A 15,775-nucleotide genomic window follows, 5' to 3' on the forward strand; every position below is an offset into this window, starting at 1 on the left:
GCTCGTGGGTTGCATGCGGAAATACGGAAACAGAGAGTCAGTGCACGGATTGGAACACTGCTAGGGGAAGATGAGTATGGTGAACGAAAGTGAAGGTTTGTAAGCTTCGTAATGATTAGCTCAGGATAGTGCATAGATTTGCCTGGGTATTGGTAAGAGGAAAAGTAGATTCATAATGCTACTGTGACGCGTCCCGCATCTTGCCCGGAGTAAAGAACCCACTTAACCTCGTCGTATCTATAAGATGCGAAACTTGGTAAGCCCTTTGTCATCTGTATAAACAGTAGGGAGATCGTAAGATCAAACGATGTGACAGAGGGTAAAGGATACGAGAGAAAGCAAATGCCATTATCTCGAAAGAGAACAGGAAAGCAGGAAACTGTATAACTGGATGGATACTATCGTCCTTACGGACAAACTTATGATAGGCCCGAAAGGGAGCTGACTTCTCGTTGGTCTCTCGTAGGTACATAAGGTTGTGGCTATCTTTTGACAAAAGAAACGTACTGTTATGTATACCTCCATTTGGAGCGTCGGCGTACGTTTTACTTACCATTATGGTGTGTGACGAAGATACGACAGCAAATGGACCTGCAATGGGAGGCTTGAGCCGTATGAGTTGAAAGGCTCGCGTACGGTTCTTAGGGGAGTTAGGGGCAGCAATGCCCCTCGCTTACCCGACTTAATTAAAAAAACATGTGTGATAAAGCAAAATAAAAGCCCTCGAACCAAGCATATTGGAAGAGGATTTTCCTATTATTTCGAATGGGTAATAATTTGTTGTGTTAATCATTAAGGACAATAGTTTTTACAACTTTATCTGGGTTTTTACTTGAGTATTCAAAAGCTTCCGAAACTTCATCTAGTGAGAATCTGCCTGTAATCAAATCTTTTACGTTTATCTTTCCTTCAGATATCCACCTAATCGAAATAGGAAAGGCATTTGCATACCTATTGACCGCAACATAATCTAATTCCTTATCCAAAAACGTTGCTATATTCATTTCAACAATATTTCCACCTGGCCAACCTACCTGAACAACACATCCACCAGGACGGCAATAATTGAACGTCGAGGCAGTAGCTTTACTTGCACCGGCTGTTTCAAAAACAACATCCGCCACCCCTTCTAAACTGGAATCTGATGGAATAGCAACCTTGTCAATTCCTATTTTTTTCGCAAATCTAAGTCTTGATTCATTAAAATCAACACAGATGGCTTCACCTCCACCAGCAGTTTTAAAGGCTTGAGCAGTTAGAAGTCCAATTGGACCGGCACCTAAGATTATAGCAGTATCACCGTTTTTGAATCTTGCACGGTTTACAGCGTGAACCCCTACTGCCACAGGTTCTGCCATTGCAGCTTCTTCAAATGATAAGGTTTTAGGGATATGAAATACCATGTCATGTCTTATTGTTATATAATCACAGAAGGTTCCATTGATTGGAGGGGCAGAAAGAAATACCACATCAGGACATAAATTGTATCTACCCGACTTACAATAGTTGCACATCCCACAGGGTATACCTGGCTCAATAACAACGTGGTCACCTTTTGAAAACCCGTTTACACTACTTCCCACTTCTACAATGATTCCACTGGATTCGTGACCAGGTACATATGGGCGATCTACAACAAAATTACCCAACCTACCTTCTCGATAAAAATGTATATCTGATCCACAAATACCGTTAGCTTTTATTTCAATCAGTACTTCATCGTCTTGAGGTGAAGGTATATTATCCTCTTTTATTGTAAATTTGTGGTCCTTATCGAGAAACGCTCTTCTGTTCATTCTTTTCATGCAGTAGGCACCACCTCAAGTTTCAGGGCTTCTGTCAAAAGCATTAGTGTCAGCGCCTGTCCATAGGTCATCGGGCAAATTGGAACTTCTTTGTACTTCTGAGCATCGTCACAAATGGCCGTGCCATAAGATACCTCAGTGACTGTTCCATCTTGGGAGATTCTCTTAATAATAGCCTCTAACGCTTTAATTCCACATTCCCTGTACTTTTCAGGAATATAGCCCAACCTTACTGCTTTTAATATCCCGTAGGCGAAACCAGCTGTAGCAGATGATTCCACATAAGATTCTTTATCTGTAATCAAGGTATGCCACATACCGTTTTCGTTCTGGTACTGTTCTAATGCTTGTATCTGTGCGTGAAGCGTATCCAGAAGAAACCATTTCACTCCCATATCTAATTCTCCAAGGATGTCTAAGTAATCAACCACACTTGAGGTATACCAACTATTTCCCCTTCCCCATTGAATTTCACCGAATGCATGACGTCCATTAAAATCAAATCCGTGATCGAATAGTCCATTCTTTTTATTTGTCAGGTATTTAATATGGAGTAAATACTGTCTTACTGATTCAGCTTTATAATCCTCCCGATCGAGCAACTTGCCCATTCTTGCCATAAACAGTACTGTCATAAACAGTGTATCTATCCAAACTTGCCCATGATTTTCTTTTTCCGAAACTATGTGCTGTAGCCCCATTTCTTCAGTTCGTGGCATTTCCTTTATAACCCATTCGGCCCATTCCTTGCATATATCCAAATAAATGTCCTTTTTTGTGTATTCATAGACATAGGTAAGTGTCAATAGAGGGCACATGGTGTTTACGTTCTTAGCTGGTAAACCCTTACGGATATTGTTATCAAACCAATCGACAAGAAAATCCAGCACTTCTTGCTTTCCGGTTTCTGCATAGTATTTTTGCATACCATACAAACCAACTCCTTGAGCCCACTCCCAGGTGCTCATATCTATTATGCTAATAGGGCATATCTCATTTACACCAGTTTCGTTATCCAGGTTTTTCATTCTATTGTTGACGCTTTCAAATAAATTTAGCAAATCATTTTTTTTCATTGATTACCCTCTCTTTTTCATTAAAATATATTCCCCATGTTTTCATTATAGCTAAACCCAAAATACACATATTGCAATATTGTATAAATTTATTGCATTTTTGTTCATGCGCATTTAAAATCGGGATATACATAATCGAAAGGAGGATAAGGGGATTAATGGATAGTTTAAAAAAGGTTAGGGAGCCTTATAATATAGATTTTCAGTTGGATCATAGTATAGGCACAGACAAGGAAGTGATGAATTATTATCATTTTCACAATGTCTATGAGATTTATCTTGCGATTACTGAAGGGGCTGAAATGTGGATTGGAAACGAGCGATATATTATTTCTCCAAATGATTTATTGCTTTTAAGCTCAAGTGATCAGCACCGTGTCATTGTGAATGATAGAAAAGCCTTTGAAAGGTATATTTTGTATTTTAATCCATTATATATCCAGACTTTTAATACGTATAATACCACCTTGCTGGAATGTTTCGGTATAAATGATTCAAAACGTACGCACTGCCTTAAATTATCTACAGAGGAAACCCAAAAATTGATATCCTTGTATTCCCGCCTCTCAGATATAAAAGACGACAATGACTCTTATGCATGGGAAATCAAGCAAAAAATACTTCTTTCAGAAATTCTTATAATTATTAATGAAATTTATATTGAAGGCATGCGAAAAAGAAAATCAGAAAAAATAACCTCTACCGCACACCAGTCATTGATACATATTATGGAATACATTGGAGTTAATTATGACAAAGATTTGAATGCCCAACAGGTTGCTGAATTATTTGATCTAAATAGGCATAGTCTTAATAGAATTTTCAAAGAAATTACAGGTATCTCATTTCACAAATATTTGGTTAACACCCGAATTATTAAAGCTCAAGAACTGTTAATGCAAGGTGACATATCAACAACTCAGGTATGTTACGAAAGTGGTTTCAACGATTATGCTCATTTTATCCGTACATTTAGTAATGCCGTAGGAATTTCACCTGGCAAATATGCAAAGCAGTTTCAAAAATTCAAATGAGCCGTTTATCAATCTTTACTTGTGTACATTGTCAGAAATGATTTTGTTAGAAAGGTAAGAACAGTTTTAAATAACAAGTATAAGAGAATAAAAAGGACTTTTTGAACTTGAAAGCAAATCCTCTTAAGTAAAGTACATAGAATTGCCTTACTTGTTATTTATTCTCCTTAGTTCTCTTCCTTTATCCTTCGATACAGTGTTATACGAGAGATACTATTAGGGAGGAAGAAATATTATACTTAAAGGGCAAGAAAAAGCTCAAACTCTTTGTAATTCAATGAGTCTGAGCTTTTATTACTTCCTGTAATCAACATTATGGTAACTAGAATTTTACAGGATATGCACTTTATTTCTTAATGTATAGCTTCTACCATTATAAAAATAACAAGTATTTATATAACCAATATTGTGGTTATTTGATAAGGTTTTTGATTTTCCTCGTTTTCCTTCATAATCTTTCTATATTTATCTTAAATCTTATTTTTATCTGACTTCACAACTAAATTTAGTCCTTCATTTAGATTGCAATTATTAGCCTAATAAAATACAAAAAACATCAGAATAGGGTATTAAATTCAAAATTTTTATCATTAGATTAAAAATTGACATAACTATAATAATTATGAATAAGACTATACTCATTCCTAAACATATAGATTTCGACTCCTATATTTACAATAGGATTTTAACATTAAGGAATATAGAATTCTTAAAAAAGATAGCTATGTTATACTCTTTATTAGGTGTTTTGGATATATAGCCATATTTAAACAAATACTTATTTTTATTGTTAATATAAGATTCACTCATTAAACATCACGGAGGTTAACAATATGTATTTTGAAGAATTTAAAATTGGACAACGATTTCAATGTGAATCGTTTCTAGTTATAGAAGAGGAGATCCATACTTTTGCAATGAAATATGATCCTCATCCCATTCACATTGATCAGGAGTTTGCTGAAAACAATTCTATGTTTCACGGAATCATCAGCTCAGGATTTCTTACTCTAAGTGCAATGTGGGGGCAATGGATTAGATTAGGTAAATTTGGAAATGAGTTTATCGTAGGGAAAAACTTTGATTATGTAAAATTTACAGCACCGGTTAGAATGAATGATATCCTGACTACCGAAGTAGAAATTGGGGGGAAGAAACTATCATCTAAATCGGGACGTGGAGAAATCACTTTAAAATTCACTGTGACTAACCAACACGATGAAGTAGTATTATTAACGCAAATAAATGTACTCTTAAAAACGAGAAAAACTATTCAACAAGAGAAGGTTATAACACGATAATTAAAATGTTGAAATTTTGAGTTGTATGGTTACTGAATATAATTAAATGTCAAAAAAACACCTCTTCTGTATTACATCTGGTGAGAATCCTTTTAAGTTGAGATGGAAGAAAAAAGCGTTAGGAGAACTAGATCTTTAAGAATCTTATAGAACAGTTTGTTACTTTATTGAAGAACGGAAGAATACCTATTAGGGTGAAAAACAATTAGATTCCGAACAGGGTGGGATATAAAAAGACTTCCTTTCTTTGGATTAGTGTGTGGTAATTCAATTTAATAAGAAAAATTCCCCTTTTTATATTAAGATATTTTAAATCGGTTAGGGTAGTCCGTAAAAGTATATATAAACGAAAGTAAAAAGAGCAAACCCGTTGTTATTGAACGGGTTTGCTCTTTTTTACTTCCTTGAACATATTTTATGTTAACCAACATTCTTTTTTGAACTGTTAGGTACCTCTCTAATGGCACAATAAATATATCCGAATACTTAGTTCTATCTACATGTGGACATAGAATGAGCTTGTAAAGAAATCACCAACGTATTGAATCTTGTCTGTATGCCAATCGCTTTGAGTGCCTTTATATGTGATAATTCTATAACGGAACTGGTCAGTTGATCCCTTTTTCCACATTTCCCAGTAATCTGGATACCTTGTTTCATATGAACGAGAAGCCGCCTGTCTTGGTTGAAGCTTAACAATCTCAGCATATTCAACAAAGTTATAAACTCCCTTACTGTCTTTCTTTTCTAATTGGAGAATCACTGTCATAGGAACATTATTATCATTTTTAAGCTTAACAATAACATCCTCAGGTTTGTAATAATTAGCTTTTGTAGTATTAACACTCACTCCGGAATATGAAGCAGCTTCAGCCTTGTCTACAGGAGTTGCAAGAGTAGTAGTTCCAACTCCTCCAAGTGTAATTGTCGCTACCAACATGACCTTACCAAATTTCTTCATTTTCATAATAGGTCTCTCTCCTTTAAATAAAAGTAATATACATAATTGTTTATAACGCTATGCTCCGGAAAAATAATGTTTACGAGATTAGAATAAAAGCGCTGTCATTTTTAATTTCACTATCTATAATGGTTGATGGGGTTATACACTTTATTTTTACCAGACCATTCACTTATATTATTCGACACAATAATATTACCTTCTTTGCAGATTAATTTAATAGTACTATGAAATTAACAAAATATCTCATATTTTTACCTATTTTTCTAGTTTTATTTTATAAATATTAATATTGGTGTTGTTTTTTAGCATGGAAAATAGATATTTAGGTTGGCATCTTTATATAAACATCTCTTAAAGTGTAAATAACTTTAAAAAGCACAAATACGTCCAGTTACGACGTATTTGTGCTTTCTCTACTTCTGATAAGATCTATTATGTTAACTAGGATTATATTTAAATTCTGAACTTATAGCTACAAATGGATTAACATAACTCAACATAGCAAAATGAATTCTCCTATAACTACTCAATCCATTTTTGCTGTTATTTATTCAATTCAACTGTTTCATTAACATCTGTCGACTTAGAACTTTGCCCGGTCATGCGTCTATAGAAAAAGGCAATTTTCTTCGTGAAATTACCCGTTTCCCAATATTCGGCTGCTTCTGCTTTTACCTTTATCAAGACAACATAAGGATCATCATAAGAAGTTTGCATAATTTTCTCATATGCTTTGCTCCACAATTCCTTTTTCTTGTCTAAATCATTAACAATTTCTGCTTTTCCACGCACGGAAACATAGGATTTACCTGCATAAGTCACATTAACATCTTGGTCGTGTAAAATTTCTTCATATTTATTAGTTTCTTTCTTAGTGAAAAACCATAAGTCCCCATCAAACTCTACTTCTTGTGTTTTCATAGGACGAGAAACAAGCCCTTCTTCAGTTACCGTAGTCAGCATGGCTGTGTCTACGTCTTTGATTAACTCTCTCAATGTTTCCATTTCTTCTTGTTTCATCATGTTAGACATCTCCATCCCCCCATTAATGTTTATAGAGGTATACTACCCTTTACACCAACTTTTATTCAGGTATGGGGGTATCTCCTCTTCATTAACAGATGAAGGTATTTTTTGTAGAACTCATAGAATTTAAATACATACTACTAATTGATCGTCCGTAAAAGTATAAGTTAAAAAACCTCTTGAACCTACCCTCACGTCACCTTTTATACTTAGGGTCATGAAATAAGCAAATAGAAGGGTAGGTAAAGCACTTGAATGAACCCACAATAAGAAAAAAGGTTATCGTACAGTAATGCTTGGGCTTTCCTTAGTCCTTGGAGTAATTTCTCCTCTTTTGATGTACGTCATTACAAATAAGAAAAAAATGAATATCTTTTATCGGGAAACAAGCAGAAAAGCTCTTAATTTTCACCTGACTATCTTTCCGTTTTTTCTAATACGATATTTCTTACCACAGGATTATGGGAATTTCATTTATATAGTCTTAGCTGTTGAGCTTATTTTTATATTGAATGCCATGTTTAGAATAGGTTTAAATAAGCCCTATACCTACCCAATTGCTATCCCATATATTAGAGGGAAAATAGAAACAAGATAAAAGAAGACAAAGAACTTCTAAACAGGAGGAAAAGGGAATTGAAAAAAGAGTATCTGACAATCGGAGAGTTAGCTAAGCTTGCTAATATAACCGTCCGAACACTGCGCTACTATGACAACATAGGATTACTGAAACCTACCGATTATAAAGAAGGTGGACATCGTTTATATAGTTTAGAAGACTATAAACGATTACAACAAATTCAGTCTTTAAAGTTCCTTGGATTTTCGCTAAAAAGTATAGAGGATTTATTGGTAGAGTCCTATATAGAACAGAAGAACCTTGATGAAGCCATCAATTTTAAAAAAAGAGAACTTGTAGCTCAGAAGGAGGAAATTCAGCGTACAATTAATCAGCTTGAGCATATGAAAAGGATCATTACCGATAAGACGGAGGTTGATTTAAGTTTATTCTGCTTTGTTCTTTATGCAATGATTTGGGAGGAAACGAACTTGGATACCTATAGTGATATTAAAGATACTCTATATAATATCTCAGATAGCGAACGCCTAGAACTCGATAAAATATACTTTGAATTATATACCAAGTTAAAGAAGCTAGTGGCTCAAGAAAGTAATCCAACTTCAAATGAAGCACAGAACCTCATTGAATCCATTCTAGAAAATGTGGAAAGAACAGTTTCTCCTCAAGATAAAAATATTATTACTCCATTATCAGAAGGGAATTTTTATAATCCTTTTACAAATAAGGAGATTATCTTTCTGGAAGAGGCTAAACAATATTATCTACAAAGAAAAGGATAGAACATTGGAGGGATTATATTGCTCGAAGATATCGTACATAAGATTGAAGAAATTAATATTGTATACCAATTTGTCATGATATTTATCATTGGATTCATCCCATTTCTTGAAGCACACGTTGCTGTACCTGTGGGGGTGTTATTAAAGTTACCCATAATTTCTACTGCTCTTTTAGGGATTGTGGCTAATATTATTTCTGTAATGTTAGTCATCCTATTTACAACCCTTATAAAAACTAAATTAACTAAAAACCATAATAAATCAACTCTTAAGGGTCGCCTTCAAAAGGCTCAAATTTATTTTAATAGATATGGAGTTCCGGGTCTTTCTCTTATGGGACCAATTGTTGGAGCTAATCATATAAGTGCCTTTGTTTCCGTTGCTGCAGGGGCTAGTAAGGAGCGAGTTATAGTATGGCAAATTATAAGCATAATACTATGGGGAGTAGGAAGTGGATTGTTGATATACTATGGGGTTGATATTTACCACTGGATTAAAGGATAAATATAAATTAGTTGAATGAAACTCACTATAGTACTTACTCTTCTGTATAGAAGCTGAGGAATAAACAAAAATCCTTATATTTAGATATTAAGGATTTTTGTGATACGGAGAACATATTTTATGTTAACTAGGATGTATGAAGTATATATAATTTTAAGTTATTTATTGGACCATTCTATTCTAAATATTTCAAATTACATGTAGATATAGTTGTTATAATAGATATTGATAAAAATAGAAAGGGACGAAGAAATATGTTTAATCAATATCCTATTGGAAAGTTTACAGTAAAAGAAAATATCCAAAAAGAAGATATCCAAGGTTGGATTAGTGACATTGGAAATGCTCCAAAACAATTATCAGAAGCCGTAAAAGGGCTAACAGAAGAGCAACTAGCTACTCCCTACCGTGAAGGTGGTTGGAAATTAAGTCAAGTTGTACACCATTTAGCTGACTCACATTTAAATGGTTATATTCGTTTTAAATTAGGTTTAACAGAGCGAGATCCTTTTATTAATACATATGATGAGGTGTCTTGGGCAAAGCTTCCTGATAATGATTTACCTATTGAAGTATCTCTCCATCTTCTTTCTGCTTTACATGAGCGTCTTCATAAAATGTTAAAATCACTTGAAGAAAAGGATTTAAAGAAAATTGTTCAACATCCTGAAAACGGTAAAATAACTGTTGAACAGCTGATAGCTACTTATGCTTGGCATGGAAAGCATCATATTGCCCATATTACAACATTAAGAAATCAAAAAGGATGGTAAAAGAAAAATATATGTTACATCTAAAGAAAGCTCCTAAGAAGAGCTTTTTTTATTAGTACCGATAAAATCTATTATGTAAAGTAAGTATAGATATATGAGTAATTGACTTTATCTAGAAAGGGTATTGAAATTTTATAAAGAAAATTTAAAAATAAGATTTGTAAACGGAATCAATTACTTTATTGACAATTAATATTTTTCGATTTTATAATATTGCTAAAGTTGAATAATAAAATCTATTTTAGAGCGTGGATTTTTCTAGAGGAAACTCTATTTTCGCCACACTACTGTCAGTTGATAGTAGTGTGGCTTTTTTTTATGAAAAAAAGGAGGGAGAACTTTTGAAAAGTTGGCATTATGCATTAATTGTATTTTTAGGTGGGTGCTGTTATGGGATATTATCTACATTCGTTAAACTAGCTTATTCAGCTGGTTATTCCGTCACAGAGGTAACAGGTGGGCAGTACTTATTTGGCACACTGATGGTCTGGATATTAGTTTTGTTTACCAAAAAGCGAAAAGTAACACGAAATCAAACTATTAAGCTATTTCTATCTGGAATTCCTTTTGGTTTAACAGGCGGCTTTTATTATCAATCATTACAGTTACTTCATGCATCACTGGCCATCATTTTACTTTTTCAATTTGTTTGGATTGGTACATTGTTTGAGTGGATATTTTATAAGAAAAAGCCCACAAAAGGGAAAGTCATTTCGATAACTGTCCTGTTAGTGGGGTCTACCTTGGCAGCTGGTATTATTTCAGATAAGGGAGTGAATATGTCTTGGCAAGGGATGATTTGGGGACTATGCGCTGCCTTAACATTTTCCACCTTCATTTTTCTTAGTGGTTCAGTTGGGAAAGACACTCCGCCTTTACTAAAAAGTGCTCTTCTTTCCACTGGTGCTTTAGTCGTTGTATTTCTATTGTTTCCACCCATATATCTATTTGATTTACATGTTTTAACGGGAGTTGCCCCATATGGTTTACTTCTTGGTTTTTTTGGAGTCGTCCTCCCACCTCTTTTATTTACCATTGGAATGCCACATGTTGGACCAGGACTTGGTACCATATTGACAGCATCTGAACTTCCAGTAGCTGTTTCAATGGCAGCGTTAGTGTTAGAAGAACATGTAAGCATAGTACGATGGATGGGAGTTGTCCTCATATTAGGTGGAATTGCCGTCGGCAATATACGTGCAAAAGCTAAAGTAGATTCTGTCCAGACACAACAAGATTCCCCTTCACAACATTCCTGAGTATGTTTAGCTAAGGGATCAATACATTAAAGGATTTCATCAATCAAGTACTAGCAAAATGAAAATAGCGATAAGAAGGGAAATCCTTTCTCTTTTTATGAATATACTAAAAAGGAGTTTTATCATGACAAAATATAGATTTCCTGAAGGTTTTTTGTGGGGTGGTGCAATTGCGGCACACCAATCAGAAGGTGGATATTTAGAAAACGGAAAAGGATTAACAACGGTAGATCTCATGCCCATAGGACCAAAGCGTTGGAACATTTTATTAGGTAATCTCCATTCTTTTAAACCTGAGGAAGAAGAATTCTACCCTTCCCATGAAGCTATAGACTTTTACCATCGTTATAAAGAAGATATTTCTCTTTTTGCTGAGATGGGCTTTAAAGCACTTCGTCTTTCGATTTCATGGGCGCGAATTTTCCCAAATGGAGATGATGAACAACCCAATGAAGCAGGATTGCAATTTTATGACGATATATTTGATGAATTATTAAAATATGATATTCAACCTGTTGTCACGATGGCTCATTTTGATGTACCTCTACAGTTGGTTGAAAAGTATGGTAGTTGGAGAAACCGTAAGCTCATCAATTTATTTGAAACATACTCCATAACTCTTTTTAATCGTTACAAAGACAAAGTGAAATACTGGATGACATTCAATGAAATCAATATGCTTTTGCATATGCCATTTGTAGGTGCTGGATTAGTCTTTCAAGAAGGAGATAACAAGGTACAAATTCAATATCAAGCAGCTCATCACCAACTTGTTGCTAGTGCATTAGCTGTGAAAGCATGCCATGAAATCATCCCTGACGCAAGAATTGGTTGTATGCTTGCTGGAGGAGCTACTTATCCTTATACATGTCACCCAGACGATATCCAAAAGGCAATGGATAAGGACCGTGAGTCCTTCTTCCTTATCGATGTGCAGTCACGAGGTGAATACCCAGGCTTTGTAAAGCGTTTCTTAAAAGAAAACAATCTAACGATTGAAATGGAAGCAAGAGATGAGGAACTACTAAAAAGTCATACGGTAGATTATATCGGTTTCAGCTACTATGGTAGTCGTGCTGCCAGTAACGACCCTGAAGTTTTAAAACAAATTACAAGTGGTAATGTATTTGCTTCTGTGGAGAATCCGTATCTAGAAAACTCTGAATGGGGTTGGCCTATCGATGCGAAGGGATTTCGTATTACCTGCAACCAATTATATGATCGATATCAAAAGCCGTTATTTGTGGTTGAAAATGGACTTGGTGCTATAGATGTAGTGACTTCAGAAGAGAAAATCCACGACGACTACCGGATTGGTTATCTAAGAAAACACCTTACAGAAATGGGAGAAGCCATTCAAGATGGCGTCGAAATTCTTGGATATACAAGCTGGGGACCAATCGATATTATCAGTAATACTACTGGAGAAATGAAAAAACGCTACGGTTATATCTATGTAGATAAAGATAATGCAGGCAATGGAACATTAAAGAGAATAAAAAAGAAAAGCTTTAACTGGTACAAAAATGTCATTACCACTAATGGAGAAGTTTTGTAATTATTAAATTGCCGATGCTAAGGTGCGTTAAGGGCTATTGATTATCTACAATTGGGTTCATCGAATAATACAAATAAAGTAATTAAATATTTAAAAAGCAAAGAAGCCCATCTTCCTAATTAAGGATAGTAAAAAACGAAAAAGTACAAACTCGTTGTTACTGAACGGGTTTGTACTTTTTTACTACCTAGAACATGTTTTATGTAAACTAGTTCTGCATATCATATGCATTAAATCATGATGTAGATCAGTGCTGCTACAAGATTTGGAATAGCCATTATTATAAAACCTTTTGATTGTTCTATACGGCCAATTTTACGCTTTTCTTTTTTAGAAGATAGAGTTCCTTTATTACCTAAAATTAAGCTATCAATGAAGTAAGTTAAAGCTAACACCATGCTAATTAACCCCAAAGTTCCACATATATAATAAATGTGGCTCCAATCTCCAACAAAATAAGCTTCTACAAATACGATGAGTAATAGGAGTATTCCTGAAATGAGTCCTTTTTTGATCATCATAATCCCTCTTTCAAAAAGATTTTATATCCAAATTATACCATAACGTCACGTGTATGTTTTTGAATAAATTCCTATAACACTCATTATGGTGATTAATTAATGTTGAATTTCCTATGATAAAAAGAAACCCTTTGCTCAGCGTGAGCAAAGGGTTTTTACATATGGGGGAATACATTAACATTATGCACAGTTTTGTAGCTTCATATACATATATAGTTATATAGTTGGTCTGGTCCTTTATTAAATGTACGACAAGGATGGTTGTGGTAGGTGTGGTATAATTTTCTATTACAAAGGAAAGTGTGAAAACAAAATATAGAGCTTTCTTTTTAGACGAAAGAGAAGGAAATCAGAAACAAGGGGAGTTGTGGAAGATGTAGGGAACACTTCCACAAGCATATAGTAGTTATTGCAAAGAAAATAAACAAATACGGTCTCAAATTTTGCATTTATCTTTTGATGCGTGAACAACACTTCACTAAATGCAAAATTCGAGTCCTATAATCAACATTATGTGAACTAACTTTGTATATTCTATTCACTTTGCGTATTAGCATTCATTGGTACGAAAAAGAATGAACAACATAACATTTTCTTCCTGTGATAGCATTAATTTAAGTAATTTCATAAATAAATTGGGGAGAGATCACAATGACAGTTCGTTTAGTAAAAGGATCAGATTATTATGTAATATCTCCGTTAATTAATGCTTGGTGGAATGGAAGACAAATGTCTGACTTGTTGCCAAAGCTTTTTTTTGATCATTTTAAAAATACTAGCTTTATTGTTGAAGAAGAAGGTGAAATTATAGGCTTTTTAATTGGATTCTTATCTCAATCTTATACGAATGAAGCATATATTCACTTTATTGGAATTCATCCAGGGCACAGGGGAAAAGGTATTGGGAAACAATTATATAATCAATTTTTCGATGTAATTAAACAAAATGGTCGCAGTATTGTTCGTTGTGTAACTTCTCCTGTAAATAAAGCTTCAATTGCTTATCATACTAAAATGGGTTTTGAAATTGAACAAGGGGATAAAGCTAATCAAGATAAGATTCTATTTGTAAAGTACTTGAATTAATTCAAGTACTTTTTCTACCAATAAGACATCTTATGTAAACTAATTTTGTATATAGTATCCATCATTGATTCTTCTTTCATAAGTAATTAGTTGTTATATATGTATAAATATGGTTTTATATAATGGGTGAACAAACTTCCTATAGATAAAAAGGAGAAGATGAGATGAAGTACTATATTATTACGGGAACATCAAGTGGAATCGGAGAAGCACTAGTAAAGGAACTTTTGGCTAAGGAAGAAAAGAACCACATTATTAGTATCGCAAGAAGAGAAAACGTGACTCTTCGGGAGATGGCTAAAACGCACAATAAGAATTTTAGTTTTTATAAACTAGATCTAAGAGAAACGGAGTTAATTAAGGGTACTATTCAATCCATATTTAATAACGATGTGGATGATAATAATGAAGGTATATATTTAATCAATAACGCTGGAGTATTAAGCCCTATTGGGACCATTGAGAAGAATCCTGATCATGAAATTATAGATAACATGACGATTAATTTAATCTCACCTATGATTCTAACTTCACATTTCATTAAGCATACTAATCATCTGGAAATAGATAAACGAATTCTAAATATCTCTTCTGGATCAGCTAAATATTTGTTGCCTTCACAAAGTGCCTACAGTACATCTAAAGCCGGTCTTGACTCCTTCACAAAGAGTATCGCTTTAGAACAAAAGGAAAAGAAATTTCCTGTTCGTATCGTATCTGTCTATCCAGGTGTAATTAGTACAAAATTACAAGAAGAGATTCGTGCTGCAAATAAAGAAGACTTTCCTCTTGTTCATTTATTCCATGAAGTATATGAAAATGGACAATTGCAAACGTCTGAAGATACGGCTGAAAAATTGTTAGAACTTCTTCTTGGTGACGCATTTGGACAGCAGACAGTAGTAGAAGAGTTAACTTCCACACTTACATCTTAATATATAAGAGACTTTGAAGAGAGAAGGAGTATTTCTCTCTTTTTTATTTCTGCTCATAAACTACATTATGGTAACTAAAATGGATTTTTATGTTAAAATTATTATTGTATTATTTTTATAGTAGGAGGTGATAAAAAGTGATATTTTGGGGTATTGTACTTATTGTTCTTTCTTTTTTAACGAATAACAGTAAATATCAACCTATTTTGTTGCCTGGATTTGCTCAACAAGCAAAAGTCGCGAGGGTGTATTACTTTATAATTGGTTTAGAACTAATCATGAGTGGTGTTTTACATAATGGATATGTAAGCGAAATTATATTATCGGCTGCTGTTCTTGTTACTTCGCTTTTAGCTATATTAGTTATCGTAAGGAATAAGCCTTTAAATACTCATTAAAAAGACCCCTAAGATTAGGGGCCTTTTTGTTTCTACCGATAAAAAGTGTTATGTTAACTAAAATTACCTACCGAAGACCTTATTTTCACTATAGAAATTGTGAAATAACATTAGAAAATATATTAAACAAGTTTGTGCTTTTTACTATCATTACTCATTAATTATTGCTCTTG

Annotated in this window: 16 protein-coding genes; 11 read left to right on the plus strand and 5 right to left on the minus strand. The window is 33.9% G+C overall.

Going from position 1 to position 15,775, the window contains the following annotated elements:
• Positions 1–785: 785 nt before the first annotated feature.
• Positions 786–1,805 carry an NAD(P)-dependent alcohol dehydrogenase gene (locus ACK3CR_RS04035; protein WP_488974833.1) on the minus strand — a complete coding sequence of 340 codons (1,020 nt, stop codon included), beginning with the start codon at positions 1,803–1,805 and terminating at the stop codon, positions 786–788.
• Entirely contained in the window at positions 1,802–2,881 is a 1,080-nt protein-coding gene (gene bglB / locus ACK3CR_RS04040; RefSeq protein ID WP_488974834.1) for a beta-galactosidase BglB, read from the minus strand. Before bglB ends, ACK3CR_RS04035 begins: the two co-directional genes overlap by 4 nt.
• Before the next feature lie 158 nt (positions 2,882–3,039).
• Here bglB and ACK3CR_RS04045 point away from each other — a divergent pair, with 158 nt between their 5' ends.
• Positions 3,040–3,915, plus strand: a complete 876-nt coding sequence (locus ACK3CR_RS04045) for an AraC family transcriptional regulator (protein ID WP_488974835.1) — start codon at positions 3,040–3,042, stop codon at positions 3,913–3,915.
• A gap of 833 nt (positions 3,916–4,748) precedes the next feature.
• Positions 4,749–5,216, plus strand: coding sequence for a MaoC/PaaZ C-terminal domain-containing protein (locus ACK3CR_RS04050; protein ID WP_488974836.1), 468 nt, complete (start codon positions 4,749–4,751; stop codon positions 5,214–5,216).
• Between the two features lie 496 nt (positions 5,217–5,712).
• On the opposite strand, the gene ACK3CR_RS04055 is transcribed toward ACK3CR_RS04050, so the two are convergent.
• Both ACK3CR_RS04055 and ACK3CR_RS04060 read right to left on the minus strand, forming a co-directional pair.
• Complete coding sequence (locus tag ACK3CR_RS04055) at positions 5,713–6,183, minus strand: hypothetical protein (RefSeq protein ID WP_488974837.1); 471 nt, start codon at positions 6,181–6,183, stop codon at positions 5,713–5,715.
• Positions 6,184–6,723: 540 nt separating this feature from the next.
• Positions 6,724–7,212, minus strand: a complete 489-nt coding sequence (locus ACK3CR_RS04060; RefSeq protein ID WP_488974838.1) for a pyridoxamine 5'-phosphate oxidase family protein — start codon at positions 7,210–7,212, stop codon at positions 6,724–6,726.
• 286 nt (positions 7,213–7,498) lie between these two features.
• Between ACK3CR_RS04060 and ACK3CR_RS04065 the strand changes: the two genes are divergently transcribed.
• The 6 genes from ACK3CR_RS04065 to ACK3CR_RS04090 all read left to right on the plus strand — a co-directional run bounded on the left by ACK3CR_RS04065 (position 7,499) and on the right by ACK3CR_RS04090 (position 12,662).
• The gene (locus ACK3CR_RS04065) at positions 7,499–7,804 is read left to right on the plus strand and encodes a magnetosome magnetite crystal formation protein family (protein ID WP_488974839.1); all 306 of its coding nucleotides are present in this window, start codon (positions 7,499–7,501) and stop codon (positions 7,802–7,804) included.
• 38 nt (positions 7,805–7,842) lie between these two features.
• Positions 7,843–8,568: a MerR family transcriptional regulator gene (locus tag ACK3CR_RS04070; protein ID WP_488974840.1), complete on the plus strand. Its 726-nt coding sequence runs from the start codon at positions 7,843–7,845 to the stop codon at positions 8,566–8,568.
• 18 nt (positions 8,569–8,586) lie between these two features.
• Entirely contained in the window at positions 8,587–9,072 is a 486-nt protein-coding gene (locus ACK3CR_RS04075) for a small multi-drug export protein (RefSeq protein ID WP_488974842.1), read from the plus strand.
• A 254-nt stretch (positions 9,073–9,326) separates the two neighbouring features.
• Positions 9,327–9,845 (plus strand): YfiT family bacillithiol transferase, encoded by a 519-nt coding sequence (locus ACK3CR_RS04080; protein WP_430240575.1) that lies wholly within the window; start codon positions 9,327–9,329, stop codon positions 9,843–9,845.
• Between the two features lie 341 nt (positions 9,846–10,186).
• Positions 10,187–11,104 carry an EamA family transporter gene (locus ACK3CR_RS04085; protein WP_488974843.1) on the plus strand — a complete coding sequence of 306 codons (918 nt, stop codon included), beginning with the start codon at positions 10,187–10,189 and terminating at the stop codon, positions 11,102–11,104.
• A gap of 124 nt (positions 11,105–11,228) precedes the next feature.
• Positions 11,229–12,662 (plus strand): 6-phospho-beta-glucosidase, encoded by a 1,434-nt coding sequence (locus tag ACK3CR_RS04090; RefSeq protein WP_488974845.1) that lies wholly within the window; start codon positions 11,229–11,231, stop codon positions 12,660–12,662.
• A gap of 230 nt (positions 12,663–12,892) precedes the next feature.
• Here ACK3CR_RS04090 and ACK3CR_RS04095 read toward each other — a convergent pair whose 3' ends face one another.
• A complete protein-coding gene (locus tag ACK3CR_RS04095) occupies positions 12,893–13,183 on the minus strand; it encodes a hypothetical protein (protein ID WP_488974846.1) in 291 nt (96 codons plus the stop codon).
• 651 nt (positions 13,184–13,834) lie between these two features.
• Between ACK3CR_RS04095 and ACK3CR_RS04100 the strand changes: the two genes are divergently transcribed.
• The 3 genes from ACK3CR_RS04100 (at position 13,835) to ACK3CR_RS04110 (ending at position 15,602) form a co-directional block, all read left to right on the plus strand.
• Positions 13,835–14,269, plus strand: a complete 435-nt coding sequence (locus ACK3CR_RS04100) for a GNAT family N-acetyltransferase (protein ID WP_488974847.1) — start codon at positions 13,835–13,837, stop codon at positions 14,267–14,269.
• 164 nt (positions 14,270–14,433) lie between these two features.
• A complete protein-coding gene (locus tag ACK3CR_RS04105; protein ID WP_488974848.1) occupies positions 14,434–15,204 on the plus strand; it encodes a (S)-benzoin forming benzil reductase in 771 nt (256 codons plus the stop codon).
• A gap of 137 nt (positions 15,205–15,341) precedes the next feature.
• Positions 15,342–15,602 (plus strand): hypothetical protein, encoded by a 261-nt coding sequence (locus ACK3CR_RS04110; RefSeq protein ID WP_488974849.1) that lies wholly within the window; start codon positions 15,342–15,344, stop codon positions 15,600–15,602.
• The last annotated feature ends 173 nt before the right edge of the window (positions 15,603–15,775 follow it).

The organism is Priestia sp. TRM10 (assembly GCF_057808375.1).

What these genes read in the sequence shown, in the direction of transcription:
- ACK3CR_RS04080 (WP_430240575.1), top strand. Translation starts at nt 9,327, where the DNA reads ATGTTTAATCAATATCCTATTGGAAAGTTTACAGTAAAAGAAAATATC.
- ACK3CR_RS04060 (WP_488974838.1), bottom strand. Translation starts at nt 7,212, where the DNA reads ATGTCTAACATGATGAAACAAGAAGAAATGGAAACATTGAGAGAGTTA.
- ACK3CR_RS04105 (WP_488974848.1), top strand. Translation starts at nt 14,434, where the DNA reads ATGAAGTACTATATTATTACGGGAACATCAAGTGGAATCGGAGAAGCA.
- ACK3CR_RS04055 (WP_488974837.1), bottom strand. Translation starts at nt 6,183, where the DNA reads ATGAAAATGAAGAAATTTGGTAAGGTCATGTTGGTAGCGACAATTACA.
- ACK3CR_RS04065 (WP_488974839.1), top strand. Translation starts at nt 7,499, where the DNA reads ATGCTTGGGCTTTCCTTAGTCCTTGGAGTAATTTCTCCTCTTTTGATG.
- bglB (WP_488974834.1), bottom strand. Translation starts at nt 2,881, where the DNA reads ATGAAAAAAAATGATTTGCTAAATTTATTTGAAAGCGTCAACAATAGA.
- ACK3CR_RS04095 (WP_488974846.1), bottom strand. Translation starts at nt 13,183, where the DNA reads ATGATGATCAAAAAAGGACTCATTTCAGGAATACTCCTATTACTCATC.
- ACK3CR_RS04050 (WP_488974836.1), top strand. Translation starts at nt 4,749, where the DNA reads ATGTATTTTGAAGAATTTAAAATTGGACAACGATTTCAATGTGAATCG.
- ACK3CR_RS04035 (WP_488974833.1), bottom strand. Translation starts at nt 1,805, where the DNA reads ATGAAAAGAATGAACAGAAGAGCGTTTCTCGATAAGGACCACAAATTT.
- ACK3CR_RS04045 (WP_488974835.1), top strand. Translation starts at nt 3,040, where the DNA reads ATGGATAGTTTAAAAAAGGTTAGGGAGCCTTATAATATAGATTTTCAG.
- ACK3CR_RS04100 (WP_488974847.1), top strand. Translation starts at nt 13,835, where the DNA reads ATGACAGTTCGTTTAGTAAAAGGATCAGATTATTATGTAATATCTCCG.
- ACK3CR_RS04090 (WP_488974845.1), top strand. Translation starts at nt 11,229, where the DNA reads ATGACAAAATATAGATTTCCTGAAGGTTTTTTGTGGGGTGGTGCAATT.